Annotated in this window: 25 protein-coding genes and 1 pseudogene; 11 read left to right on the forward strand and 15 right to left on the reverse strand. The window is 70.1% G+C overall.

Annotation, left to right across the window (positions count from 1 at the left end; translation table 11 throughout):
• Positions 1–93 precede the first annotated feature (93 nt).
• Complete coding sequence (locus OHS71_RS01720) at positions 94–1,653, forward strand: flavin-containing monooxygenase (RefSeq protein WP_328476029.1); 1,560 nt, start codon at positions 94–96, stop codon at positions 1,651–1,653.
• Positions 1,654–1,856: 203 nt separating this feature from the next.
• On the opposite strand, the gene pqqE is transcribed toward OHS71_RS01720, so the two are convergent.
• The 6 genes from pqqE to OHS71_RS01750 all read right to left on the reverse strand — a co-directional run bounded on the left by pqqE (position 1,857) and on the right by OHS71_RS01750 (position 6,101).
• A complete protein-coding gene (gene pqqE / locus OHS71_RS01725; protein ID WP_328476031.1) occupies positions 1,857–2,987 on the reverse strand; it encodes a pyrroloquinoline quinone biosynthesis protein PqqE in 1,131 nt (376 codons plus the stop codon).
• The gene (gene pqqD, locus OHS71_RS01730; RefSeq protein WP_328476033.1) at positions 2,984–3,253 is read right to left on the reverse strand and encodes a pyrroloquinoline quinone biosynthesis peptide chaperone PqqD; all 270 of its coding nucleotides are present in this window, start codon (positions 3,251–3,253) and stop codon (positions 2,984–2,986) included. Before pqqD ends, pqqE begins: the two co-directional genes overlap by 4 nt.
• Entirely contained in the window at positions 3,253–3,945 is a 693-nt protein-coding gene (gene pqqC, locus OHS71_RS01735; RefSeq protein ID WP_443047148.1) for a pyrroloquinoline-quinone synthase PqqC, read from the reverse strand. Before pqqC ends, pqqD begins: the two co-directional genes overlap by 1 nt.
• A 56-nt stretch (positions 3,946–4,001) precedes the next feature.
• Entirely contained in the window at positions 4,002–4,916 is a 915-nt protein-coding gene (pqqB, locus tag OHS71_RS01740; RefSeq protein WP_328476037.1) for a pyrroloquinoline quinone biosynthesis protein PqqB, read from the reverse strand.
• A 9-nt stretch (positions 4,917–4,925) separates the two neighbouring features.
• On the reverse strand, positions 4,926–5,066 hold the full coding sequence (gene pqqA / locus OHS71_RS01745; RefSeq protein WP_328476039.1) for a pyrroloquinoline quinone precursor peptide PqqA: 141 nt from the start codon (positions 5,064–5,066) through the stop codon (positions 4,926–4,928).
• A 63-nt stretch (positions 5,067–5,129) separates the two neighbouring features.
• The gene (locus tag OHS71_RS01750; RefSeq protein WP_328476041.1) at positions 5,130–6,101 is read right to left on the reverse strand and encodes a PQQ-dependent sugar dehydrogenase; all 972 of its coding nucleotides are present in this window, start codon (positions 6,099–6,101) and stop codon (positions 5,130–5,132) included.
• Positions 6,102–6,737: 636 nt separating this feature from the next.
• Here OHS71_RS01750 and OHS71_RS01755 point away from each other — a divergent pair.
• From OHS71_RS01755 to OHS71_RS01780, 6 genes are all read left to right on the forward strand, one after another.
• The gene (locus tag OHS71_RS01755; protein WP_328476043.1) at positions 6,738–7,043 is read left to right on the forward strand and encodes a TetR/AcrR family transcriptional regulator; all 306 of its coding nucleotides are present in this window, start codon (positions 6,738–6,740) and stop codon (positions 7,041–7,043) included.
• Positions 7,044–7,281: 238 nt separating this feature from the next.
• A complete protein-coding gene (locus tag OHS71_RS01760; RefSeq protein ID WP_328476045.1) occupies positions 7,282–7,875 on the forward strand; it encodes a TetR/AcrR family transcriptional regulator in 594 nt (197 codons plus the stop codon).
• Positions 7,876–7,953: 78 nt separating this feature from the next.
• Positions 7,954–8,268, forward strand: coding sequence for a hypothetical protein (locus OHS71_RS01765; RefSeq protein WP_328476047.1), 315 nt, complete (start codon positions 7,954–7,956; stop codon positions 8,266–8,268).
• 342 nt (positions 8,269–8,610) lie between these two features.
• The gene (locus OHS71_RS01770) at positions 8,611–9,012 is read left to right on the forward strand and encodes an SDR family NAD(P)-dependent oxidoreductase (RefSeq protein ID WP_328476049.1); all 402 of its coding nucleotides are present in this window, start codon (positions 8,611–8,613) and stop codon (positions 9,010–9,012) included.
• Positions 9,009–9,359, forward strand: a complete 351-nt coding sequence (locus OHS71_RS01775; RefSeq protein ID WP_328476051.1) for an SDR family NAD(P)-dependent oxidoreductase — start codon at positions 9,009–9,011, stop codon at positions 9,357–9,359. The genes OHS71_RS01770 and OHS71_RS01775 overlap by 4 nt, the downstream gene beginning before the upstream one ends.
• Before the next feature lie 442 nt (positions 9,360–9,801).
• Complete coding sequence (locus OHS71_RS01780) at positions 9,802–10,641, forward strand: helix-turn-helix transcriptional regulator (RefSeq protein ID WP_328476053.1); 840 nt, start codon at positions 9,802–9,804, stop codon at positions 10,639–10,641.
• A gap of 67 nt (positions 10,642–10,708) precedes the next feature.
• Here the strand turns inward: OHS71_RS01780 and OHS71_RS01785 are convergent, their stop codons facing one another.
• The 3 genes and pseudogenes from OHS71_RS01785 to OHS71_RS01795 all read right to left on the reverse strand — a co-directional run.
• A complete protein-coding gene (locus tag OHS71_RS01785; protein WP_328476055.1) occupies positions 10,709–10,912 on the reverse strand; it encodes a hypothetical protein in 204 nt (67 codons plus the stop codon).
• 103 nt (positions 10,913–11,015) lie between these two features.
• On the reverse strand, positions 11,016–12,092 hold the full coding sequence (locus OHS71_RS01790) for a ferritin-like domain-containing protein (protein ID WP_328476057.1): 1,077 nt from the start codon (positions 12,090–12,092) through the stop codon (positions 11,016–11,018).
• 201 nt (positions 12,093–12,293) lie between these two features.
• Positions 12,294–12,428, reverse strand: a pseudogene (locus tag OHS71_RS01795) (VOC family protein); the annotation flags it as partial.
• A 134-nt stretch (positions 12,429–12,562) separates the two neighbouring features.
• On the opposite strand from OHS71_RS01795, the gene OHS71_RS01800 reads away from it, so the two are divergent.
• Complete coding sequence (locus tag OHS71_RS01800; protein ID WP_328476059.1) at positions 12,563–12,739, forward strand: hypothetical protein; 177 nt, start codon at positions 12,563–12,565, stop codon at positions 12,737–12,739.
• A 22-nt stretch (positions 12,740–12,761) separates the two neighbouring features.
• On the opposite strand, the gene OHS71_RS01805 is transcribed toward OHS71_RS01800, so the two are convergent.
• From OHS71_RS01805 to OHS71_RS01820, 4 genes are all read right to left on the reverse strand, one after another.
• Positions 12,762–12,920, reverse strand: coding sequence for a hypothetical protein (locus tag OHS71_RS01805; protein ID WP_328476061.1), 159 nt, complete (start codon positions 12,918–12,920; stop codon positions 12,762–12,764).
• A gap of 324 nt (positions 12,921–13,244) precedes the next feature.
• On the reverse strand, positions 13,245–15,131 hold the full coding sequence (locus OHS71_RS01810) for a WD40 repeat domain-containing protein (protein WP_328476063.1): 1,887 nt from the start codon (positions 15,129–15,131) through the stop codon (positions 13,245–13,247).
• Positions 15,132–15,319: 188 nt separating this feature from the next.
• Complete coding sequence (locus OHS71_RS01815; protein WP_328476065.1) at positions 15,320–16,909, reverse strand: hypothetical protein; 1,590 nt, start codon at positions 16,907–16,909, stop codon at positions 15,320–15,322.
• A 147-nt stretch (positions 16,910–17,056) separates the two neighbouring features.
• Complete coding sequence (locus tag OHS71_RS01820) at positions 17,057–17,212, reverse strand: hypothetical protein (protein WP_328476067.1); 156 nt, start codon at positions 17,210–17,212, stop codon at positions 17,057–17,059.
• Positions 17,213–18,405: 1,193 nt separating this feature from the next.
• Between OHS71_RS01820 and OHS71_RS01825 the strand changes: the two genes are divergently transcribed.
• From OHS71_RS01825 to OHS71_RS01835, 3 genes are all read left to right on the forward strand, one after another.
• Positions 18,406–19,836, forward strand: coding sequence for a vanadium-dependent haloperoxidase (locus OHS71_RS01825; RefSeq protein WP_328476069.1), 1,431 nt, complete (start codon positions 18,406–18,408; stop codon positions 19,834–19,836).
• Between the two features lie 833 nt (positions 19,837–20,669).
• Positions 20,670–21,161 carry a sortase gene (locus tag OHS71_RS01830; protein WP_328476071.1) on the forward strand — a complete coding sequence of 164 codons (492 nt, stop codon included), beginning with the start codon at positions 20,670–20,672 and terminating at the stop codon, positions 21,159–21,161.
• A gap of 113 nt (positions 21,162–21,274) precedes the next feature.
• A complete protein-coding gene (locus OHS71_RS01835) occupies positions 21,275–21,943 on the forward strand; it encodes a class F sortase (protein WP_328476073.1) in 669 nt (222 codons plus the stop codon).
• Positions 21,944–22,285: 342 nt separating this feature from the next.
• Here the strand turns inward: OHS71_RS01835 and OHS71_RS01840 are convergent, their stop codons facing one another.
• Together OHS71_RS01840 and OHS71_RS01845 are read right to left on the reverse strand one after the other, a co-directional pair.
• Positions 22,286–22,786 (reverse strand): hypothetical protein, encoded by a 501-nt coding sequence (locus OHS71_RS01840; protein ID WP_328476075.1) that lies wholly within the window; start codon positions 22,784–22,786, stop codon positions 22,286–22,288.
• Positions 22,787–23,294: 508 nt separating this feature from the next.
• On the reverse strand, positions 23,295–24,164 hold the full coding sequence (locus OHS71_RS01845) for a universal stress protein (protein WP_328484368.1): 870 nt from the start codon (positions 24,162–24,164) through the stop codon (positions 23,295–23,297).
• Between the last annotated feature and the right edge of the window lie 144 nt (positions 24,165–24,308).

Consider the following 24,308-nt stretch of genomic DNA (forward strand, 5'->3'; position numbering starts at 1 on the left):
GATCACACTACTCAGGCGAGTCTCGTCCCCGGCTTCCTCGCTGTCCCGTGCGGGCCGGGGCCTGTGCGTCGGCCGCCCGGCTGGAGCGTCTCTGTGATCCCGGCGCAGAGTGAGCGGACGGTCAGGGACGTGCGGGCCGTGGTCGTGGGAGCGGGGTTCTCCGGGATCGGGGCCGCCGTACGGCTGCGCGAGGCAGGGCTCGACGACGTCCTCGTCCTGGAGAAGGGGACGCAACTGGGCGGCACCTGGAGGGAGAACACCTACCCGGGCTGCGCCTGTGATGTGCCCTCGACGCTCTACAGCTACTCCTTCACGCCGGACGCAGCCTGGAGCAGGGTCTTCGCCGGCCAGCGGGAGATCCTCTCCTATCTGCGGTCGACGGCCGAGCGGTACCGGCTCGGTGACGTGCTGCGCTGCGGTGTGCAGGTACTGGGGGCCCGGTGGGACGGGGAGGTTGGCCGCTGGCTGCTGGAAACCAGCGACGGGCCCTACAGCGCGGCGATTCTGGTCCTGGCCACCGGCCCGTGGCACGTCCCGCGCCGCCTGGAGGTTCCCGGGCTCGAGGACTTCGACGGTCCCGTGTTCCATACCGCCGGGTGGGATCACAGCGTCGACCTGACCGGGCGGCGGGTGACCGTGGTGGGCGGCGGCGCCTCCGCCGTCCAGATCGTCCCGGCCGTCGAGGCACAGGCCACGGCCGTGGACCTCTTCCAGCGCACTGCTCAGTGGGTGCTGCCCAAGCCCGATCTGCCGGTTCCCGCAGCGCTCAACCGACTGGTGGACCGCGTCCCCGGCGCGCGCAGCGTCCTGCGCGCCGGCCAATACACCCTGCAAGAGGGCTTCGGTCACGCCTTCCGTCACCCGCAGGCCGCCCGTCTCCTCGAGATGGGCGCCCGCGCGCACCTACGCCTGGCGGTCCGCGACGGACGGTTACGTCGGCAACTGACACCGGATTACCGGCTGGGCTGCAAGCGTCTTCTGACGTCGAGCACCTTCTACCGGGCCCTGTCCCAACCGCATGTGCGTCTGCATCCCACCGCCGTGAGCGCCGTGCGCGCCAACCAGGTCGTAGGCGCCGACGGCACCACCGTCCGCGCCGACGTGCTCATCGAAGCCACGGGCTTCCGCGTCGGTGAGCTGCCGCTGGCCGCAGCCCTGTACGGCACGAACGGCCAGACACTCGACCAGGCGTGGGGCGGTGAACCGCAGGCGTACCTGGGCACCACCGTGAGCGGCTTCCCCAACCTCTTCCTGCTTCTGGGCCCCAACCTGCTCGGAGGCTCCACCTCGGCGATCACGGTCCTGGAAGCCCAGCTGACCTACCTCGTCGCGGCCCTGGCCCACCTCCGCCAAAGCGGTCACCGCAGCCTGCACGTCCGGTCGGCCGCACAGGTGGCGTACAACAGCGCCGTCCAGGAGGCGCTCGCCACCACGGTCTACAACACGGGCGGCTGTAGCAGCTACTACTTCACCTCCACCGGGCAGAACACCTTCGCCTGGCCGTGGTCCACCGGGCGGCTCGTGCGCCGCCTGAGCCATTTCGACGCCGACGCCTATACCTTCGACGCACCGGCCCGCCCCCTCGGCCTCCCCACGCAGACGAGGCCACAGCCCGGAGATCGCACAGCAGCCACGAACGCAGAGCAGCCATGACGCGGAGGGTGCGGCCGGCGGAAGGACCACGGGCCTGTCCATGTCGGACGGCCGGGCCCGGCAGGAGTGAGCGGCTCTCCGATCGCGCTGCGCGGCACGGGCCCCGGTGAAGCGGCTCGTCGAACGTCCGCTCGTCCGCAGGCCCGTGCCAGGCTGCGCCGACCGGTCGACGTCCCGTGGTGGCCGCCGAGCGGGGGCGGCCCTCAGTGAGCTTGCGGTACCGCTCCGGGACGCCGGTAGACGTACGGGGGCGGTTCCTCGGAGGGGCCGTGGCCGACGAGTGTGCGAACGAGGTGGTGGTCGGGCGACAGCCCGCACGCCGGGTCGGTGCGGGCGGCGTCACCGGTGAGGGCGTACGCCTGGCAGCGGCAGCCGCCGAAGTCCTCCTCCCGGCGGGGACAGCCGCCGCAGGGGCCGGTCATCCAGTCGGTGCCGCGGAAGCGGTTGAAGGCCGGGGAGTGGTCCCAGATCCAGGCCAGCGAACGGTCCCGGATGTTGGGCGCGTCGAGGTCCGGCAGGACGGCGGCGGCCGGGCACGGCAGGACGGTGCCGTCGGGTGCGACGGTGAGCGAGACCGCCCCCCACCCGCCCATGCAGGGCTTGGCGACGCCGTCGAAGTAGTCGGGGACGACCCAGACCAGGTCGATGCGGCCGGCGAGCTGCTCACGTCGGCGTTCGACGGCTTCGCGGGCACGGACCAGTTGATCGTGTGAGGGCAGCAGGGCGGCACGGTTGAGCAGGCCCCAGCCGTAGAACTGGGCGTTGGCCAGTTCGATGCGGTCCGCGCCCCAGGCCACGGCCAACTCGACGAGGTCGTCGACGGCCTCGAGATTGTCACGGTGCAGCACCACATTGAGGCCGAGGGGAAGCCCGGCCCGGCGAACGAGTTCCGCGGCCCGCTCCTTGGCGGTGAAGGAGGACGGGCGTCCGGCGATCCGGTCGTTCGCCAGGGGATCGGCGTGCTGGACCGAGAGCTGGACACTGCGCAGCCCCGCCGCGCAGAGCGCGCTCAGCCGGGCCTCGTCCAGGCCGGTACCGCTCGTGACCAACTGGGTGTAGATCCCGGCGGATCCGGCGGCGGCGACGATCTCCTCCAGATCGGGGCGCAACAGCGGTTCGCCACCGGAGAGATGGGTCTGTACGACGCCCAGCGCGCCCGCTTGGCCCATCAGGTCGGTCCACTCCCCGGTGCTCAGTTCGCCCGAGCGGCGGGCCAGTTCCAGCGGGTTGGAGCAGTACGGGCAGTGGAGAGGGCAGGCGTGGGTGAGTTCGGCGAGCAGGGCCCACGGGCGGGCCCGATCTGCGGTGTCCGTGGATGCCTGGTCAATGGTCACCTGAGCCAACCCTCCTGGTGCAGGCGGTCGAGGAAGGAGGGCACCTCGGTGGCCACGGGGGCGCCCGGGTAGCGCTCGGTCAGTTCGTCGACGATCCCGCACACCGTGCGCGTGCCGTCGCACAGGCCGACGACCTGGCCGGCGTGTCCCTCGAGGACGACGACGCGTTCGGGCAGGAGCAGCAGGTCCGTGCCGCGCACGCTGTCGTGCCGCAGCATCAGGGCGGGGGCGAGAGCCGGGCGCCATGGGCTCTCGGACGGCGGCATCACCTGTGCCCCCGTCGGCCGGCCGGCTGATCGACCTGGTCCTGCTGCCCGGCCTGCTGCACGGCGTCGAGCAGGGCCCACAGCACGTCGCACTTGAAGGTCAGCGCGGCAATGGCCCGCTGCTGGTCCTCGCGGGTGCGGGCCCACTCCAGGACGAGCGCGAGGGCCTCACCGCTGTCGCGCCGCCCCTGGTCGACCCGGGTGCGGAAGTAGTCGAGCCCGGACGGCTCGATCCAGGTGTAGTGACGCTGGAAGGCCTCGATGCGCAGGCGCATCAGGTCGGGAGCCGTCAGCTCGGTGAGCGAGGCCGCGACGGCCTCCAGCGGGGGGCGCAGTCGGCAGAAGTCGACGTAACCCGACACGGCCAGTCGCACACCCGGCAGTACGGACTCGCCCGCCCGCAGGTTCTCGCGGTCCAGGCCGGCCGCCTCGCCGAGCCGCAGCCAGCGCTCGATACCTCCCTCCCCGTCCCGACGGCCGTCGTGGTCCTCGATCCGCCGCAGCCACATGCGCCGCAGCCGCGGGGACTCCAGCTTCGCGGTGATCAGCGCGTCCTTGACGGGGATGTGGCGCTGGTAGTGGAAGCGGTTGGCGATCCAGCGGCGCATCTCCGCCGGGCTGAGGTCGCCCTCGTGCATGCGGATGTTGAAGGGGTGGCGGTCGTGGTACCGCTCCTGGCCGACCGCACGCATGCGGGCTTCGAACTCGGCGGGGCTCCAGGGCTCCGTCAGGGCGGCGAGTGCCGTGGTCACAGCTCGATCACCATCTCGTCGTCGGCCACCTCGATGCCCAGTCCCGCGAGCCGCTTGTGCTGCGCCGCGGTGGGATCGACGAGGGGGTTGGTGTTGTTGAGGTGCGTATACAGGCAACGGGCGGGCAGCGTGGCGAGGATGCGGGCGGTGCCGCCCGGTCCGTCGATGGGCAGATGCCCCATGGCGGTGGCGGTCCGGGAGGAGATACCGGTGCGGCGGGGTTCTTCGTCGTCCCAGAAGGTGCCGTCGACGATGACGCAGTCGGCCTCGGCGGCGACCTGGTGCAGCGCGTCGGACCACGCGGCCACGGCGGGTGCGTAGACCACCGACCTGCCGGTGACCGGGTCGTACAGGCGTAGGGCCACCACCCAGGCGTCGTGCTCGGGGGCGTCGGCGGCGTAGCGGGGGCGTTTGGTGGACACGGGGACGGCGCTGATCCGCACGCCGTCGCCGGACGGGCCGGGTGCGTCGGCGCTCAGCGGCTCAGCGCTGTGGCAGGGCAGCTCGCGCCAGGTCAGCGCGGTGTAAGGGCCCAGTACCTCGCCGAGGCGCAGGCGGTCGTCCAGCGCCTGGCGGACCGGGGCCGTGGCGAGGATCTCCAGGTCTTCGGCCTCGCGCAGTCGCGCGAGGCCCAGGGTGTGGTCGAGTTCGGCGTCGGTGAGGACGACCCCGGCGATCGGTGTCTGCCGCGGGCCGGGCCCCGGGTGGAGCGTGCGGTGGGCTTCGATCTGGTCACCGATGTCGGGGGTGGCGTTGACGAGGTACCAGCGGCCCTCGTCCGTGCGGACCGCGAGCGAGGCGTGACGGCGGCGGCGCTCGGGATGCGCGCGTGCCCCGGAGCACCCGGGGCACGCGCAGTTCCACTGGGGGACGCCGCCGCCGGCCGCGGTGCCGAGCACCTGCAGCAGCATGGCGGCGGGCTAGCGGGTGGAGAGGGAGTAGGCGGTGACTTCCAGTGCGGTGTCGACGACCGTGTAGCCGGGCGTCATCCAGGGCGTGGCGTCGGCCTGCTCCGTGGTGGTGCCGGCCGGCTGCTCCGACTGCTCAGTGGTCTCCGTCATGGTGCGTACCTTCCTTTCGGGGATGGGGATTCACTCCTGCGTGAGGAGCCGATCGAGGGGAGGTCACTTGATGCTGATCTTGAGGATGCGGTCCTTGTCGTCCCCGCGGTCGGTCGTGCCGAGCCAGAGCTCGTCGGCGCCGGGGACCTTGGCGATGGCCCGCAGTCGGCCGTAGGCGCCGTTGTAGTACGACTTCGCCGTTCCGACGTCCTTGCCCGTGCTGTCGATCGGCAATGCCCACAGCCGCTGGCCGAGAAGTGTGGAGACGTAGATGACGTCGCGCTTGATAGCGATCTGCGCGGGAACGCCTCCCTGGTCCGGATTCCAGACCTTCTTGGGGTTGGTCATGCCCGCCTTGGAGCAGGACCCCTCGCAGGTGGGCCAGCCGTAGTTCGCGCCCGCAGTGACCAGGTTCAGTTCGTCCCACGTGGACTCGCCGATCTCGGTTTCCCACAACCTGCCCCGGGCGTCCCAGGCGAGGCCTTGGGGATTGCGGTGGCCCAGGCTGTACACGCGGTTGCCGAACGGGTTGCCCGGGGCCGCGGCACCGCTTTTGGTGATGCGCAGGATCTTCCCGTTGAGCGAGTTCTTGTTCTGCGCGAGAGACCCCTGAAGGGCGTCACCGACGCTGACGTACAGATAGCCGTCGGGCCCGAAAGCGAGCTTGCCGCCGTTGTGGTCCCCGCCCCGGGTGATTCCGCCGAGCACGACGCTGTAGTCGCTGAGGGAGGTGCCGTCGAAGTGCATCTTCGCGACCCGGATGTCGGAGGCGGCCGTATGGACGAAGAAGACGTCCCGGTCCGTGGTGCCGTTCCAGGTCGGCGAGGGCGCCACACCCAGCAGTCCGCCGCTTCCGACCCGGAGGGCCGGCGAGGGGACCACCGTGTGCGGCACCGCACCCACCTTCTTCTTGGACCCGTCACTGCGCTGAACCCACACCGTGGCGCTACGGCGCTCGGTCACCAGTGCCTTCTTCCCGTCGGGCAGGAAGGAGATGGCCCAGGGCCTCGTCCACTTGTCGGAGAGGACGGACACACCGGACGGGGCACTGCCGTCTGCCCGGGTACCTGTTCCGACCGCCGCCTTGGATGCGGTGTTCCCCGATACCGCCGTGGCCGACGCCGGATGCAGGACGCAGACGCCGACAAGAGCGGTGACGGCAGCGATCGCGGCTCTGCCCGGACGGACCCGATGCACCGCCGAATGCGCCAAGCGTGACATGTGTGATGCCTTCCCTGTCGTGGAGGACGACGGGCCGAATTCGAAGAGGAAATTCGCCGCCGAATCAGATACCGAGATGCCCGTTCCTGCGCCGTGGTGATGCACTCTCGCAAAGAGAAAAGGGGCGAGGGCCGTGGCGATGACTCCTCAAGGAGTATTGGGTCATGATTTCCGCGCGGGCCACCTGGATTCCTCCATCCTGCTGACGAAACCGGACGCAGCGCGGGGGCCGACCAGCTTCGTGGCGAGCGCGGGCTCCGAGAGGGGTGCTCGGCCGGCCGGTCCGCCGTGTCCCTCACCCCGGCAGACGGCTGAACGCGAGTTGTCGGGGACCGGTTGCCCCACACGGCCGGGGCCCGCTGCGGAGGGCGGCTCGACGTCGTGCCACCCCGTGGCGTCCGCGGAGGCGCTTCGCCCCCCTCCGAGCGAACGGGCTGTACGACGTGAGAAGTGCCGGGGCTCAGCTCCGCCCCGGGCGGTCGGCGGGAAGAACTGCTGCGCCAGGCCGAGACGATCATCCTGACCGAAGGCTTCACCGCGGTGACCATGGATGAGCTCGCCCAGCGGCTGGGGTGCTCCAAGGCGACGCTGTACAGCCTCGCCTCCACGAAGGAACAGCTTGTCCTGGCGGTCACCCGCGCCTTCTTCCGGGAGGCGACAGCCGAGATCGAACCGGCTCTGTCCAGGCCGAGCCCGACCCCCGGCAGCGGATCCGGGTCCCTCTCGCCCGGGGACGAGGTCTGGGCGCCCAGGTAGGGAGGGACCGTTCCGTTCCCCTGCCTCAGCCACCGACCGCGACAACACCAGGACCAGGACCAGGCGGATCGCGCGCCAGATGCACGGACGAGCGGGCTTCACCCACTTTCGCCTGCGCACCCTCCTCGGTGGTCGAACCGCCCATTTGACCGGATGCCACCTCCGTTTTAATCTCGAAGACGCTCGGAGGCAGCATCCGTTTTGATGCGGCCACAGGATCACGGCAGGCAGGAGGCGCATGAGCGACGGTGAACAGCGGGGACGCAAGCCCCGCGCGGACGTCCAGCGCAACCGCGCCGCCCTCCTGGAGACCGCGCAGCGTCACTTCCTTCAGCACGGGGTCGGCACCTCCCTCGAGGCGGTGGCCAAGGAGGCGGGCGTCGGGCCCGGCACCCTGTACCGGCACTTCCCCACCCGGGAGGCGCTGCTGGCGGCCGTGCTACAGACGCGCTCCGAGGAACTCGTGGCCCGCCAGGCGGACATCGAGCAACTCGACGACGCCGCCGAGGCGTTGGAGCAGTGGCTGCGGGCGATGGAGGAGTACTTCAGCGCCTACAGCGGGCTGCCGGAACCGCTCATGACCGCGGCCCGGGCGCAGGAGCCGGACAGCCCGCTCACGATTCCCTGCGACATCCTCATCACCGCCACCGAGCAGTGCGTGCGAGCCGCGCAGCTCGCGGGGCGCGTGCGCGCGTCGGTACTGGGGTACGACCTGTTCCTCGCGGCCTGTTCCCTTGCCTGGATCAAGGGCAACGGCGTCGAACAGGAGTCACTCGACCGGCTCCGCACGCTCATCGCGAGCGGCTACCGCCAGCGGGAGATCCCGGCATAAACCGCCAGGCACCCCGCCCCGGCGCCCGCAACGCCAGTCGGCACCACCACACGGCCATCACATCGCGCCGGTGCGCAGGTGCCCACCATCGAGCAGGCCGCCCGCGAACTCACCCAGGCACAGAAGGACGCCCCCACGGTCATCGCCGACGGACGCCGGCCCCGCCAGATCGCCGGCCCCGCCCCCGTCCGCGACCAGCTCGAGCAGATGACCAACGCCGCCGGTGTCAAGGAGGTCATCGTCCAGGACGTGATCGCCGACCCCGCGGCTCGCGCCCGCTCCCGCGCCCTGCTGGCCCAGGCCCTCGATCTCGCCCCGCCCCGCCCCGCCCCGCCCCGAAATGACGGGCCACCCTCACCGGCCCGTTTCCTTCCTGCGTCCGCTCATGGCTGATGCCGCATGCCGGGGCAGGGCGCCCGCTGGCCAGGCATGGTTCGAAGCCCTCGGCGATGTCACGCGCGAGGACAACGCGACGTAGGCGACGACCGACCAGGAACGGCCTGGCGGATGTGCGCCTGTGCGGTCGCCTGAGGGGCTTGGGCCCCGGGTGGTTGGACCGTTCAGATCCCTGTGGACGCCGAAGCGACCAGATCCGCTGGGCGATTCCGGGACTGTTCCACCGGGCGGGGACCGCCGATCCGCGGATAAACCTTCCTCTCCCGCCCCTGAGCGGGCGCCCCTACGGTCGGGGCTGCGGGCGCTCACCGGCCCGCCGTACCGAAGGAGCAAGACCCGATGAAGATGACCGGCAACACGATCCTGATCACCGGCGGAACCTCGGGCATCGGCCTCGGTCTGGCCTTGCGTCTGCACGAGGCCGGCAACAAGGTGACCGTCGCCGGCCGGCGCAAGGAACTCCTCGACGAGATCACGGCCGAGCACCCGGGCATCGACGGGCTCGTCCTCGATGTCGCCGACCCCGACTCGATCGCCCGGGCCCGTGAGACCGTGGCGGCGAGCCTCCCGGGGCTGAACGTCCTGGTCAACAACGCCGGGATCATGCTGCGGGAGAACCTCCTCGACCCGGCCGGACTCCCGGTCGCCGAGGATCATGTCGCTACCAATCTGCTCGGCACGCTGGGAAGACGTACGCCTTCCTGCCCCTGCTCGCGGGCAAGGACGACGCGGTCGTCATGAACGTCACCTCCGCGCTGGCGTTCGTCCCGTATCAGAGCACCCCGACCTACAGCGCGACCAAGGCCGCGCTGCACTCCTTCTCCGAGAGCCTGCGCATCCAGCTCACCGGTGCCGACGCCGGCGTCCAGGTGATCGAGGTGGTCCCGCCGGGCGTGCGCACGACCCTGCTGGGCCAGGAGGACAACGACCACGCCATGCCGTTGGACGACTTCCTCACCGAGACCCTCGACCTGCTGCGCGAGAAGCCCGACGCGAAGGAGATTGTCGTCGAGCGCGCCAGGTTCATCCGCGACGCGGTGGCCACCGGCTCCTACGACGACGTCCTCGCCATGATCACCGGCAGCTGAACACAGCTGAACTCAGCTGAACAACCTTCAGTGACCGACGCGGAACGGTAAGAAGCGTTTTGGGCTTCGCCCCGGTCGTCGTACTGGAGGCGACCGGCTCCCTCCTGGGCACTGACGGGCACGCGAGCGCCCCTCACACTACGGACATCGTCGTGTCGGCCAGGCCGGGCGACGAGGCCCGGGGCACGGGGCCGTCCAACGCGTCGGGCGTCCTCGACGCGTGCCGTCGCCGCAGGCCGTCTTCCCTTCCGACGGGCGGTGGCTGACCGCCGGCGGTCAGCCGTTTCCCAGCGGTTCGTGCAGCTCGAAAGACCATGAGTCGTCTCGCTGCGAGCGCCCTCGTCGCGGCCGCAGGGGCGCCTGCGCAGGAGGGGGAGAGGACTGCTCAGCCATGGATCGGCGGTCTCTGGATAGCCGGGCGGGATGCGGCGAGGATGGGGGCATGGACAAGAAGGAACTGGCGGAATTCCTGCGTCACCGGCGTGGGACGTTGCGCCCCCGCGACGTCGGGCTGGTCGAAGGGCCACGCAGGCGTACGCAGGGGCTTCGCCGCGAGGAGGTCGCGCAGCTCGCCGGCATGTCCACCGACTACTACGCCCGGCTGGAACAGCAGCGTGCCCCGCAGCCCTCCGTCCAGATCACCGCGGCCCTCGCCCGGGCACTGCGGCTGACCCTGGACGAACGCGACCATCTCTTCGTCCTCATCGGACACAACGCCCCGGCCCGCTTCCAGCGCTCCGACCACGTCAGCCCGACGCTGCTGCGGGTCCTGGACCGCCTGGACGACTCCCCGGCAATGGTGCAGACCGACCTGCTCGACACCCTCGCGATGAACCCCTTGGCCGTCGCCCTGCTCGGCGACCAGACCCGCCACACCGGTCTGGCCCGCAGCGGCTACTACCGCTGGTTCATGGACCCGGCCGAACGCCTGATGGTTCCCGAGGAATCCCACGAACGCCACGGCCGCGCCCAGGCAGCCCGCCTGCGCGCCGCGCTGACAGCCGGCAGCGACACTCCCCGAGCCGCCCGGATCCTCGCCGAACTCCAGGAACACAGCCCCGAGTTCGTCCGCATGTGGGAACTTCAGGAGGTCGCACAGAGTTACGACGACTGCAAGACCATCCTCCATCCCGAACTCGGCCGCGTCGACGTCGACGCCCAGCTCCTGTTCACCGACAACCGTGCCCAGACCGTGGTGGTACTGACCACTCGCCCCGGCACGGAGAGCCACAGCAAGCTCGAACTGCTCTCCGTCATAGGGCACCAGCAGCTCACCCCGTGACGTCCTCGATCCGGGAGTGCCTCTCTTGGCAGCGCCATGCTGCACGGCCGATACGGATGAGCGTCCCCTACGGCGTCTCCCGGGAGCCCTCGAACGTCGCGGCCGGCGGACACGGCCGCCCTGTCCGGTTCCGCTGTGTGGGCTGTGACCCCTCTTCTCGAGGGGTGAACTCCTCCACGCGCTGGTGTGCGGCGTGGAGATGGGTCTCCTGGTGGTAGAGGAAGTCATCGGTGTCGTTCAGGCCGCGTGCGGCCTCCTTGTTGTCGTCCACGGTGCGCCTCCGGAGAGGATTGTGAGCGCGCGCGGGACATCTGCCGTCAGACCGGAGGGCGGAGAACCCGCCGCCCTGCGAGTCCGGGGTGTGGCTACGGCGTTCATCGCCGGGAGTCGGGTGCCGGTGCCACGTACTCGAAGGTCGGTCCGGCTGTCGTCTCGTCTCCGTCGGGCATCCGGAGCAGGGTCTGTGCCTGTGCCTTGAGCGCGTACATCGTGCCCATCCCCGCCCCGAGCATCTGCGGGCTGCCGTTGAACGCCTGCTCCAGTTGGTCGAGCAGGGTGCAGTAGGTCTGGTTGAACTTTTCCTGCGCGGTTCGGATCGGGTCGCCCGAAGGGTGGTCTGTCATACGCGGGTTGGGGCGCATCGGGAGGATGCCGTCGGGGTCGACCGCGATCGCCTCACCGGTGGGGCCGGATGCGGGGGTGTCGCCGCGCCGGTACCGCCGCCCCCGTTCGAGTTCCTCGAACCGGTAGTAGTGAGCGACCTCGTCACGGTCGGGGTGGAAGATGTCCTGGTCGCCGTCCCAGACTTCGCCTCGCGCGGTGCCCTCGCCCTGCTCGACGATCTCCTCCATCGCCGCGAGGGCCGAGGCGAGGTCGGTGACCGGCTTCAACTGCCCGCCGGTGTGGGAGAAGGGGCCGGCCGTGATCTGACGGGCCGGGTCGCCGACGAAGACCTCTTCCTCGCCGAGTTCGGCGCACAGATGGTGCAGCCCTTGTGCGATGGCGTCGTAGAACTGCCCGATCGTCTCGTAGTCATCGCCTTCCGCCGGGGCGGCGGGTGGAGCCGGCTTCTCCAGGCGGAGGAACATCTCGAGAGCCTGCGCCCCGAACGGGACCAGTGACAGCGTCAGAGAGCGGTCGCCGTGAGGCAGGGTCCGGGGGTGGCCCGGCAGCATGGTCGACGGGTCCAGGCGTGGCTGCCCGCCGACCGCGTTGAGGAGGTTGGCCGCCAGGGCGAGATGGATCATCTCCTCGACGAAGACACCGCTCACCGCCTGGGCGGCGTCCGGATTTCGCTGCGGGTCGAGGGAGTACAGGGCGCAGAGATAGGGCGGCAGAGTGGCGTGTTCGAGTTCGATCGCCCACTGAAGGTGCTCGCGAAGGCTGTCGAGCGTGTCGAGCCGTGCGGTCACGGACGCCGCGGTGACGTCGACCTGTCGAGCTTCTTCCACGGGTGTGCTCACTTCCGCTGTTGTGGCCGCGCACCCGAGAGGTCACGGAGCGTGCGCGAGCTCGGTCCGACTCGGAGAGCCGGAACGGGTATGCCGGCTCTCACGGTCTTCACGATGCGCCTCTCCGCCTGCCGGGGTACGCGATGCTGTCCGATCAACAGGTAGGACAGGACAGCCCCACGATCTGTGACATCCGCCGAGTCAGGCTTTCGCGGGCGGATCGGCCAGGACTCCCCTGAGCAGGCCCGTGGACTGGCCCACCGCGATGAGGTAGCCGTCGGGGTGACGCAGACAGCAGCGCAGCTCGGACGCGCCGTAGACGGGCGCGGTGAGGAAATGCGTGCGGTGAGCTCACTTGGTGAGCTCGCGCGTCGCGGCGGCCGTGTCCTCACCGCCGAACAGCACGAGCACTGCCGCACGGGACTGAACCACCTGGCGTTCCCCGTCAAGACGCCGCCACGGTCGAGGAGTTGGCTGCCGGGGCCGCTCAGCACGGCTTGCACCTCATGTTCGCCGAACGGCATCCGTACGCCGGCGGCGCACAGCGGTACGCCGGCTGCGTGGAGAACGACGACGGCTTCGAACTCGAACTCGTCGCGATCAAGTCACCCGAACGAAACGAAGATCAACCGATCCACAGGCCCTGACGATTACTTGCGATCCGCCAGTTCAGTCAACGGCCTTCTTGTCGAACCATCCGGACATCCGGGCGACGGACGCGCCGATGAAGAGGATGCCGAGAGGAACGATCGTGAACCAGGCGGCATCGGCTTTCATGGCCGCGAGCAGGGCGATGGCGCCAATGGCCAGCGCCAGGAGCACCAGCATGCCCAGAAGGACACGGATTTTGGAAACCAACGGAGGACTCTCCAATGTTCGGCTGGGGCACTGTGCACCAGACAGCGTTGGCTACTCGTTGGACCGCCGGTGACGGTTGCCAAGCAGGGAGCCAGCAAGCCCCCGGTGTGACGCCACCGCTCCGTCAGGAAGCTCCTTGGGCGAGTCTCCCAACGCTGCCTTCCGAAGTCTCCAGTGGAATTACGTATTCGAATACGTAGGTTCACCGGCCGGGGCGGGGCGAAGCAGGCCGCACAGTGAGCCCTACCGCCCTCGGTGAAGCCCTTCTGCCAGGACGGACCGGACCGGACCGGTTCACCGGCGTGTGAGCGGAAACCTGAGGACTCCGCGGTCGTGTCCGACGATCAGGTCGGAGCCCGCGGTGGTCAGGCAGGTGACCGTCACGTCCAGGGCCATGTGCCGTACCGTGCCGGCCTCCGGCTCCCATATCCGCAGCCGGTGACCGAGTCTGCTGCCGGTGACCAGGACGGTGTGCCCACCGTTCGGCATGGTGGCGGTCATGACCGGAAGACCACCGGTCCCCGTCGAGGCGGGCAGGCCGTCGCCGACCGGGGCACCGGTGGCAAGGTCCCACAGCATGACCACACCACTGTCGTCTCCGGTGGCCAGCAGGGTTCGGTCGCGTGTGGGCACGGCCGCCACGGCCACCGCTCGGTGGTCGGCATCCTGAAGCGCGTGTGCGCTCAACTGGACGGCCGCGCCTCGTTCCCAGGGGTCGTCGACGGCCGGATCCCACACGTGAACGCGGCCCGCGGTGTCCGCTGCCGCGATCAGCGTACGGTCGGCGGAGATCGGGACGGCGGCGATCGACCGGATCGGGGATCCGTAAGGATTGAGGCGCCCGACCGACTCACCGGTGAGCGGATCCCACAGCCGGACCGCGCCTCGGGGAGTAGCGGTGACGAGCAGGGTCCGACCGTCAGGGACGGTCGCGGTGCACATCCCGGTCACCCCGCCGGGCCAGTTGCCGGCCGGTTCTTGAACCGGTCGTCCGGTGACGGGATCCCACAGGGCGATCGTCCCGGTGTCGCCCCCGCTCGCCAGAAGCGTACGGCCATCGGGCAGAGGCAGTGCCGTCATCGAGCAGATACGGTCAGGATGTCCTGGCAGCGGTTCATGGACGAGTCGGCCGTCGGCCACGTCCCACAGGCACACCACGCCCCCGGCCCCGGCCCCGGCCCCGGCCACGAGCGTCGGCTGACCGGGGCGGGATACCACCGCCAGTGCGTTGACACCCCCGGATGAACTGGGCGTGGAATCCGAGAACACGGATATCCGGCCCCAGGCTGTGCCGTCGGCCGCGAGCAGAGCGTTCCCGTCCTGCCGGTACCGGGTCGCCGTTGCAGCTGTCGGGTCCGGCGCCGGCTCCGCCGTGGTAGCCGGCCCAGCGGGGGCCGTCGACGGCTCCATCGGGTCGTGAGGGTGCGCGCCGTCCGGGTCCTCCGCCACGCCGTCAGCGATCGTCCAGGTCCGCTCGCAGTCCCAGCAGCGGAAGTATCCGGTGAGCAACAGTAGTTTGCGAGCCCATTCCCTCCCGTCACCGTGCGGGGTGCCCATGACCGCGACCATGCCGGCGACCAGGCACAGGACAGCCTGTCCCGGTGTTTCGGCGGGCACTCCTGCCGTCGCGGCCGTGCGCGCCACCCGCAGGAACGGCTCCCACTCCTCCCCCAGCGCCTCCTCCTGCAACGCGGCGGCGACTGCGCCCCAGGGATGATCTCCCTGACGGACCAGGGCCGGATCGGGAAGCTCCGGAGCTTCGAAAGGCGGACTCACCGGGTCCACGAAGAATGTGGGCATCTCGGTGTCCGTCCCGCATCCGGGGCAGAAGAGCAGGAGGTAGCCCTCCTGGGGTTCGAGCCCCGACAGCGCTGCGCCGGTGTGGTGACCGGCGAAGGCGACACAGCACAGCGCGAGGGAGGCGCAGACCGTCGCGGGAGCGCCGACGGCCAGGAGGCTCCGCACGGCGGCCCGTTCAGCCAGACGAAGTGCGGCACTGAACCCCGCGTCGAGATCGGCCGGGACGGGGTGTCTGTCCTCCGCCGTCACGATGAATCCCAGGTCCACCCAGAAGTCCACGGACTGTCCCGGAGGCAAGGCCGCTGCTGCCTCGACGAGATGCGGCAGGGCTGCATAGGCGCCGTCGAAGACGGTTCCGTTGTCCAGCAGGCCGTCAGTCATGTACGACCAGGTCTTCCTCCACTCATCGCCGGTCCCGGTGACTGCCGGGGATGCCATCTGTTCCAGGAGTGCTTTCACCTCATCGGCCGTCACACCGTGGAGGTCACGCCAACGAGGGCTGTGCAGGGGCAGCTTCGGAATCATGGAATGAGGCTCGCAATCGGCGGTGACAAGAAGGGGTGTGGGGGTCAGCGCATCATCTGATCGGCGACAGTTGCCACCGCACGGGGCACGAGGCGCTCCAGGACCGGCATGGCAGTGACCCAGTCATCGAGGAGCAGGACCTGTGCGGCAAGCCTGCGGGCCCGGGGCGGCTCGGACAGCTCCGCGAGCGCGGCCAGGGCGCGGGCTCGTGTCGAGCGGTAGGCGATCGAGTGGGTGAGAGCCTCGGCCCGGCCCGGCTCGCCACGCCGGGCCAGCTCCCGGACCACTTCGATCAGTGCCTCGCCCCGCCCCCAGCGGTCGGTGATCGAGTGGGTGAGAGCCTCGGCCCGGTCCGGATCACCGCGCCGGGCCAGCTCCCGGACCACTTCGACCAGTGCACTGGTGTGGGCACGGCGGTCGTCGATCGCGTGGGCGAGAGCCTCGGCCTTGTCGGTGTCACCGTAGCGGGCCAGTCTCGCGGCGATCTGTGCCTGCCGCTCCGCGCGGTGACCTGGTTCGACCCGGTCGGCGAGAGTCATGGCCCGCTCGACGTGCCCTCGCTCGGCCAGCAGCAGCGTCACGGCCTCGAGGAGAATGCTGTGATCAGGGCCGCCGCCGGGGTCGAGCAATGTCTCCGCCCGGTCGGCCAGGGCGAGGACCATGTCCTGGTCGGCGGTTTCGGCGACCGCGTCCAGCACACGTGCCAGGTCGCGGGCACGGAGGAAGGATCTGGTGGGGAGCGGGTGGCTCTCCACCTCGCGCACGTCGTCCGGATCTCCTTGCAGTGCCACGTCCTGGTCGGTGAATCCGCCGAGCGCCCCACCGCACAGCCTGGGCCCGGCGCCGACCGGGGGTCTGGGTGGGGTGCGCAGCAGAGCGTCGATCCGGTCCAGCTCTCCTGTCAGCACCTCCCGGGCCAGTACCACCGCCAGGGACGGGGGCCGGGACCGGGACGATGCCGTCCGGCTGTGGGATCGGGCGAAGTCCTCCACACGGTCGGCGAACGCAGCGGCCCGGAGCTCGTCGCCGCCGGCGGCGGCCACCTCCATCAGGAGGGCGAGCACCTCCCCCGCCCCGTCGAGGGTGTAGGAACTGACCTCCCTGTCGGCGCGGGCAGCGAACCCGAGTGCCGCAGCGGCGTCGCCGTTGTCCGCCGTCGCCTTCGCCAGCAAGGCCCAGGTGCGCCCCCAGTTGTGGGGATAGCGGATCCTCTCTGCCAGAGCGGCGGCCGTGTCGCGTTCACCGGCACGGGCCCACGCCTCCACAAGGGCGACCAGTGCGTCGTCCCGCCATCCCCGCAGGGGGATCGACTCGGCCAGGGTCTGCGCGCCGCACAGGTCTCCCGCCTCGGCCGCGGTCTCCACCAGCGCCAGGAGTTCCTTGCCCTGTCGGTGCTCGTCGCTGATCGTGTACGCGAGTTCGGCCGCGCGGGCGAGGTGGCCTGTGCGGACGAGCGCGCCCAAGTACCAACCCCTGGTGATGCGGTCGTCTGCGGCCCTTCCCAGCGATATCCGGAGTACGGCAAGGAGGCAGGGCTCGAAGCCGCTTCGCGCGATGGCCTCGCCCGCCTCGTTCTCCGGCGCCAGGCCGTGACGCAGGTCCCCGTCCCGCATCCAGAACAGCTCTTCCCCCACTCGGCCATCCCCTTCGGCATGCCTACGGCGCTCCCTTGCCGGAGCCGACTCCCAACGACGATACGGGCGGGCACTGACAAGCATTCGCCCGAGTGGCGCGCAGAGGGGAAGGTGACTCGTCCTGGCAGATGCTGACCTCTGGCGGCGTCACTCGTTCTGAGGTTCCGAGGCCGGGTGTCCGCTGCGCCGCTCCTCCCGCTTTCGCAAGTTCGGCTTGGCGTCGGAGAGGCCTGTTGGGGAGGAGATCAGGGCTTGGACGAGCAGCACGGTCGCCAGGACCGTCTTGAAGTGGACGCCGCGCATCGGTTGCTCCCGTGTATGACTGGGGCCTGCCGCCCCGTGGCCGTGAATCAGCTACCGCTACCACCTCTTGGGCGCCCCTGTGCCGGACGGCACGACGGCCATCCCGCTGTTCGACGATCCGCTCGCCGTAGTCGTACCCGACGGGCTGTGCGAGGCGGTGCGCCGCGACGGTCTCGCCGCCCTGCGCGATCTCGCGTGGGTTTCTGCGCCCGAGCCCAGTACCTGCCGCGAAGTACTCCTGCGGCGCGGGATTTCGGATGTCACGATGCCGATCGCTTCCACCGGACAGGCAGCGTCCGGCTTTCGAGGCACCGAAGGAGTCGAAGTTCGCGCTCACCGCCATCGCCCGCACCGTGGTACCCGCCCTCGGCCGGCTGACCGTGACCACCGGTACGGTCAGCTCCATCGCCCCCGGCGGTGTCGTCGCACCCCACCACACCGCGCTGATCGATCCCGGAGTCGTCCTGAGCGCGCTGCGCGGTTTGGGTGCCGAGCCCCTCGTCCTCGCCGCCGCCGGACTGTGGAGAGTTCCCGTTCTGGGCCGCTTCCTCACCCGGGAAGAGTCTCCGCGCACCGTCGGCGGGGGCTCGCCGCACCCCAACTCGGCTATCGACAGCGGGTGTTGCGGAGGGGAGCGGGCTGCCTTGCCATCGTCCCGAAGCCTCCGGCCATCCGGGGCGGACAGCGGGCACGCACCGCTCCCGGGCGGGACATGGATCGGCGATCCGTCGCCCACACGCGCCTCGACACTGCCGAGCGAAGTGATTCGGCGTTCACAACACATCCCCGGGGTTCCAAGTATCTCGCCTGGGACAGCGCCTTCGATCAGCTGATTCAACGTTTACCCAAGGTCCGCCGATGGTCGGCCGCGCATCGTGATCCAGGACAGGAAAGAGCGCACACGCAATCCGGGGGCCCAGCTCGGCGGGCGCCGAGCCGCACAGTGAATGGGCGGCCACGACGCGCGGACAGCCACCAACCCAGGGGTGAAGGGATCCCTCGAACCCTTGTCAACGTCTCCAACGGCACAGCCGGCGGCCCTCCTTGCAGAGCCGTGAAGACCCGCACAGGGGCGGGACCTGCCGTTCCGCGGACCGTATCGGATTTGCACAAGCCGCGGAGGCGGCTTGTACGTCGCTATCGCCGCCACTTTCGGGTGGTGATCAGGACTGGCTACAGCGGGGAGTAGAGGCATGTCCATGAATACCCGATCTGTTCGGACGCGCACGGGGATGTGGCGCCGGGCGCTGGCCACGGCGGCGGTGCTGGCCGCCACCGGCAGCGCGCTCACCGTCGCTCCGCATCCCGCACAGGCGGCGTTGCCGCAGCAACAGATCGCCGATCCCGTCCACTACTGGAACGATGTGCTCCTCCAGGTGATCCGGCGTGAGGGTGGAGGACCGGGACCGATGTCCCGTTCCGCGGCGATGCTGAACGCGGCGATCTACGACGCGGAAAGCTCGTACCAGCTGAAGTGGAAGGGCAAGATCACCTCAGAGCCGTACATCTACGCCCACAAGTACGACGGCTGGGTCGAGGGCCCCTCCGAAGAGGAGCGGGTGATCGGCCGTACGGCATACAACATCCTGCTGGGGCTGTACGGCAAGAACCAGACGCAGTTCCTCGACTCGAAGTTCCGTGAGCGGTTCGGCACCGAGCCCACCGGGTTCGACCTGCTCGATGCCACGGTCGTCGGCCGCATGGTCACGCAGATGAGGGACGCGCGAGCCGGCGACGGCTCCGAGAACGAAAGGGTGTACGTCGGCGACAACAAGCCGGGCGCATGGCGGGCCACCAGCTACCCCGACATGCCCGATCCCTCCTGCGAGCGCGACAGCCAGGCAGTGACACCGTTCTGGGGCCAGATGAAGCCCTTCGCCCTCACCTCCGGCTCGCAGTTCCGCCCTGCGAACCCGGGTTTGTACGGGACGTACGAGAAGCTGCTGGCCAGCGACGCCTACAAGGCTCAGGTCGACGCGGTGCGCTCGCTCGGCGCCGACAAACCGACCGTGCGTACGCCCGCCGTCAGCCGAACCCAGGAGCAGGAGGCGGCGGCCTGGTTCTGGGCCAACGATCTGGACGGCACCTACAAGCCGCCGGGCCAGTTGCTTCAGGCGACCCGAGAGATCTCCCAGGCCCGCGGCCTGACCACGTACGCGAACGCCCGGCTGTTCGCGCTCGTCTCCCTCGCCATGGCAGACGCCGCGATCGCGGTACGGGACGTCAAATTCCTGACACCGATCGACCTGTGGCGGCCGGTGTCCGCGATCCGTGAAGGCGGACTCGACCCGGAGTGGAAGCCGCTGCTGAAAACCCAGAGCGGCGTGAACGTCAGCCCGTGCTTCCCGGCTTGGGCCTCGGGGCACGCGACGTTCGGCGCGGCCTGGGCAGGGGTGATGAAGCGCTACTTCGGCAGCGACAACATCGCTTTCGACATGACGACCGACGAGCCTCAGTCACCGGTGAAGACCCGCCACTTCACCAGCTTCAGTGCGGCGGCCACCGAGGACGCCTACAGCAGGGTCTGGCTCGGCGTCCACTTCCCGTGGGACGCGGAAGACGGCCTCACGCTGGGCGACAAGGTCGCGTCCTTCGTCTACACCACAAAGTTGCGCAAGCTCTAGCCCGACAGCTTCGTGACGGTCCGCCGACGGAGTCGGTGGACCGTTTTCGTGCCGTGGGCCCAGGCTGTGCAGGCCGAAGACCCGCGCGGCACAGATGGCCCGTAGGGCCTTCTCCCCAGAGGCTGCGAGGGTGTCGACGAGGTCGGTGACCTTCGCTCCGGAGGTCACCGGTCCGAACACGGTCGGCGCGGCCCGCAGCATGGCGACGCCCCACCTGGTCCGGTCCGGGTGTTCAACGAAGCGGAGTTCCAGAGAACGCCGCGTGCGTTGGCGTCCGGGGGCCACCCGCTCGCGGAATGTGCGCGAGGTGTGCATGCCTCGCAAGGGCGCGTGAGGCGGCGCTCCACGCCCGCCTCCGGCCACCGTGGACCGTCCGTCCCGCCTCTGGACCTGGCCGGCTGACATCGTGCGTGCCGCCGGGTGAGAACTCCTGCGGTGCGCGGGTTGGCGGGGCTCAGAACGGGCGCTCGGCCGCGCGGGCTTCCGCGGTCATCGCGCAGGGGCGAGGCGTCAGGATCCTCGTCACCTGGACGGGGCCCTCGGGCAACCCGTGTACCTCATCCCTCACGCCGCGTCAGCGCGCATCGCGGCATACCCCGGTGTCGGTTTCGTTAGCCTGTTTGCCGACCTGCGGTGATTCCGCCATCACCACGGCCCCTCCGCCTCTGGCCTGCGGGAATACCTGTTTCCAGGCAGTCGATACGCCTGTCCGAGCGAGACGTGTGCCGATCCGTCAGGTTGCGGAGGTGACGCAGCGTCGGTTGCCTCGGCAGTGGCACAAAAAATCATGCTTCACACGACAGACCGGACACTGCTCCGCTGGAGGGGTTCTTGTGGGCAAGACACGTGTGGGAATCGGCGTCGGCCTGGTGGCCGGTTTCCTGGTACTTCAGATCCCGGTCGCCGCTGCCGCCGGTGACTCAGGTCTAGACATCGACTCGCGGCAGACCGCTCAAGGCTCCACGGTCACGGTCAGCACCACGGCATGTGGCGCCGACGTGACCTACGGCAAGGGCGAGTCCGAGGCGGCAGGGGCGTTCCACCTCTTCGAAGGCGAGAGCAAGGGTGTGCTCACCGGCGAGTTCACCGTGCCGGAAGGATCGTCGCTCAGCACCGACACCGTGACCGTGAAGTGCCCGCCACGGATCAAGATCACGGACTCGTACGAGCTCCCGACCCGCCAACCTGACGGTGCTGTCGAGGCCGGCTTCGGAGACACGGGGCAGGGAGCCCAGCAGCTTGCTCTGGGCGCGGTGCTGATCTCCGCCGCCGCCGCCGGAGGGCTGGTGAGGATGCGTCACCGCTCGAGGTCGAACCAGAACTGACCGCCGCTTCTCCACCGGCCCCGCCGTCGTCTCCCGAAGCCTCTGTGGTCACGGGAGCCGGCGGGGCCCCATCACCTCTCCCCTCCCCCGCCGCAAGCAAAGAACTCACCGCGATGGCTTCCAGGCGTACCACCGACCCGCCCTCGTTGATCCCTTCGATCAGGCTTCTGGCCTGGACACTCGTGACGGGTGCCGCGCTGGTCACCGGCGCGGTGCGAGGTGAGCAGCCACCCCAGCCCTCGGCGGGTCAGGCGTTCTCCCCGCTGCCCGGAGCCACGGCCCGGGGCACCGCCGTCCGGGCGGACCCGGCCGTGTCTCCGCTCCCGCCCGCAGAACCGCTGTGGCTACGGATCCCCGCCATCAACGTGAGCGCCCCCGTCACCAAGCTGCACCTCGACTCGTCGGGGGCGCTCGAGCCCCCGCCCTTCGAGCACCCCGATGACGCCGGGTGGTACAGCGAGGGCACGCCACCGGGATCCGCCGGGACGGCCGTGACGGCGGGACACGTGGATCTGCCCACCGGCAACGCGGGCGTCTTCTACGAGCTCGGCGCACTGGCCAGGGGCGACACCATCGAGGTCCGGCGGGCGGACCAGCGCACCGCCGTGTTCACCGTCGACGCCATCGAGGTCTACGACAAGGAACGCTTCCCGAGCGAGAAGGTGTACGGCAACTCCGGGCGGGCCGAACTCCGGGTGATCACCTGCGGCGGCGGTTACACCAAGCGCACCGGCTACCAGGGCAACGTCGTGGTCTACGCGACACTCACCGCGGTGAGATGACGTCGCGGCTCACGGCGGTCCGGCTCAGCCGTTTCCGCCGGTGGGCGCGGTGCAGCCTGATCCACGTGGACCTTGCCCGGGCGGGCGCGGTCCGGAGCGTCCCCAACGCCTTCCGCCACGGGACGGGCCCGGGGACGATCGCCGACGTCGCCGGATTTGTCGCGTGCGATGACGCGGCTGTCCGCGTCCCGATACCCGGCGGCCTCGTGCGCGGCAGCGACCTCTGACCAGGTCAAGTCCACCACTTCTGTGAGGAGTTCCGACGCCCGTACCAGTCACTGCAAACGACGCGGACACAGCCCCTGAGAACTGCCCGGCATTCAGGACGGACACCATTGCAGTTCAGCCCGAGGGAGGGGTGAAACCTTCGGCGCGGTCCGGCCATGAGGTGCCGAGATCGCGGCGCATGGCCATCTGCGCTTTCTCGGCCGCTGCGAGATACGCATGGAGATGCCCGCCGAATTCCGGATGACTTCTGGCTGAGCCTCTTGCGACCACGTCGCGGAGGTCGCGAACCCTGTAGAAGGCCTGATTGACGGGTTCCATGACCTCCCACGGTGCGATCAGGGCGAGCTCGTAGCGCAGTGGATACAGGTTGCCGGACAGGAACACCTCGTGAGCTGCGGTCCGCGTCTCCTGTGCGGGACGTCCGTCGCGGGCGAGCTCGTCCAGGTGCTGATACACGTCCGACAGGGCTCCCATGAAAGCCGCGTACGTCTGACGGCGCGTGTCGCGGTCGAGGGCTGCACGGTCACGACGCCAGCGAAGCCGATCAGCGAGAAGTGTGGATCCAACGCCGATACCGGCGCCGATCAGCGTGTTCACAGGGGCCAACCAGTCCATGTGCCGGACCCTACGGTGGCGTCGTGTGGCGGTGCCAACCCGGCTGGCTGCGGACCTGGTGGTCGCCGGGCCGCACGGTGAGACGCCCTTCCAGTGGTTGACCACGGTGCTCGCGTGGGGTCCTGGATCGGGCAGCTCCGCTGGGGAGTCGCTTGCGCGACTCCTTTCCGGGCGGGCGGCTGTCGGGCCTCCAGTGTTCCCTACAGGCCCCGTGGAAGGCAGAGGGAGACGGCGATGACGGCGGCGCCGATGACGAAGAGGTACCAGACGCCGCTCTGGGCCACCTCGCGGTTGTCGACGCCCGTCAGCCGGACGAGGGCGCGGTCGTCGGCGGTGGCCCGGACGATGCGGTCGGACTGGGTGCCGCGCGCCGTCCGGTCCGGCCCGACGGCTCACTTCCGGCGCGTCCGGGGCGAGGCGACGCGCGGGCGCGATCCCCGGTGAAGAACACGACGGCGGTGTGGGTCTCGCACACCTGCGCCCGCGTCGGCGCCCCTGGTGGGCGGGCTCAGTCATGCGGGACGACGGCGACGGGGCAGCGTCCGTGGTGGATGGCGGCATGGGCGACCGGTCCGAGGTGGGGATTCCCGCCGTGCCGGGGCGCACGCCGGCCCACGACCAGCAGGTCGGCGCCGTCGGAGGCCTGGACGCCGGCTTTGGCGGCGCTCACGAGACGGATGCTCTCCACCACCTCCACCTGGGGGTACTTCTCACGCCAAGGACGCAGCACCGTGCTCAGCTCCTGCTGCGCGTCCCGCGTCATCTCCTCGGTCACCTGGTGGTCCACGCCCCAGGGCACCCGCGCGTGGAGGGGCACGCTCCGGCCGTGCGCCGCGAGCAGCGGAACGTTCCTGGCTGCCGCGGAATGGAACGCGAAATCCAGCAGACCGTCACAGGCCCCGTTCAGCTTGAGAGCCACGACCACCGGGCCGGCGGGCGCGGGGTCCACTCCCCCGTCCGGTGACCCGGCGCGCACGAGCACCACGGGGCACTGCGCGTGTGCCACGACCGGCATGCTGACCTCGCCCATGAAGTAGCTCTCGACGGTGCCCAGCCTGTGGGAACCGAGCACGGTCATCTCCGACTCCGACGCCGCCTGGAGCAGAGCAGCGTGCGCGTCGTCGGCCACGAGACTCCCGACGACGGTCAGGCCCGGGTGACGGGCCTGCGCCTCGGCCCGCGCCGTGTGCACAAGGCGCTTCGCCCAGTAGTTCTGGTCGACCGCGGAAGTGGCGTGCGCGGGCTCCGGCGACAGCAGGGGCCACGCATGGAGCAGACGCAGCGTGAGCCTGCGCTTGTCGGCCTCGTCGGCAGCCCACCGAGCGGCGGCGAGACTTTCGGGTGAGCCATCGAGGCCCACAGTGACGACCGGTTCCATGGCGGCGGCCTCCGTCTCGTTGCGAAGCGGGATCCGACGGTGGATGAGGGTGTACGACCCCGGCGGCGAATCCGATCCGGGATCCGCCGACGTGCCGGACACGCTGCTTCCCTCCTTCGAGAATCACTCCATCGCCTCCCCACC

Source organism: Streptomyces sp. NBC_00377 (assembly GCF_036075115.1).
Lineage (GTDB): Bacteria > Actinomycetota > Actinomycetes > Streptomycetales > Streptomycetaceae > Streptomyces.

Bases quoted from the DNA above. Each gene is read 5' to 3' on its own strand.
- pqqD (WP_328476033.1), bottom strand. From the start codon at position 3,253: ATGCCGCCGTCCGAGAGCCCATGGCGCCCGGCTCTCGCCCCCGCCCTG.
- pqqC (WP_443047148.1), bottom strand. From the start codon at position 3,945: ATGCGTGCGGTCGGCCAGGAGCGGTACCACGACCGCCACCCCTTCAAC.
- pqqB (WP_328476037.1), bottom strand. From the start codon at position 4,916: ATGCTGCTGCAGGTGCTCGGCACCGCGGCCGGCGGCGGCGTCCCCCAG.
- pqqA (WP_328476039.1), bottom strand. From the start codon at position 5,066: ATGACGGAGACCACTGAGCAGTCGGAGCAGCCGGCCGGCACCACCACG.
- OHS71_RS01760 (WP_328476045.1), top strand. From the start codon at position 7,282: ATGAGCGACGGTGAACAGCGGGGACGCAAGCCCCGCGCGGACGTCCAG.
- OHS71_RS01770 (WP_328476049.1), top strand. From the start codon at position 8,611: ATGAAGATGACCGGCAACACGATCCTGATCACCGGCGGAACCTCGGGC.
- OHS71_RS01775 (WP_328476051.1), top strand. From the start codon at position 9,009: ATGAACGTCACCTCCGCGCTGGCGTTCGTCCCGTATCAGAGCACCCCG.
- OHS71_RS01780 (WP_328476053.1), top strand. From the start codon at position 9,802: ATGGACAAGAAGGAACTGGCGGAATTCCTGCGTCACCGGCGTGGGACG.
- OHS71_RS01805 (WP_328476061.1), bottom strand. From the start codon at position 12,920: ATGCTGGTGCTCCTGGCGCTGGCCATTGGCGCCATCGCCCTGCTCGCG.
- OHS71_RS01810 (WP_328476063.1), bottom strand. From the start codon at position 15,131: ATGACTGACGGCCTGCTGGACAACGGAACCGTCTTCGACGGCGCCTAT.
- OHS71_RS01820 (WP_328476067.1), bottom strand. From the start codon at position 17,212: ATGCGCGGCGTCCACTTCAAGACGGTCCTGGCGACCGTGCTGCTCGTC.
- OHS71_RS01825 (WP_328476069.1), top strand. From the start codon at position 18,406: ATGTCCATGAATACCCGATCTGTTCGGACGCGCACGGGGATGTGGCGC.
- OHS71_RS01835 (WP_328476073.1), top strand. From the start codon at position 21,275: ATGGCTTCCAGGCGTACCACCGACCCGCCCTCGTTGATCCCTTCGATC.
- OHS71_RS01840 (WP_328476075.1), bottom strand. From the start codon at position 22,786: ATGGACTGGTTGGCCCCTGTGAACACGCTGATCGGCGCCGGTATCGGC.
- OHS71_RS01845 (WP_328484368.1), bottom strand. From the start codon at position 24,164: ATGGAACCGGTCGTCACTGTGGGCCTCGATGGCTCACCCGAAAGTCTC.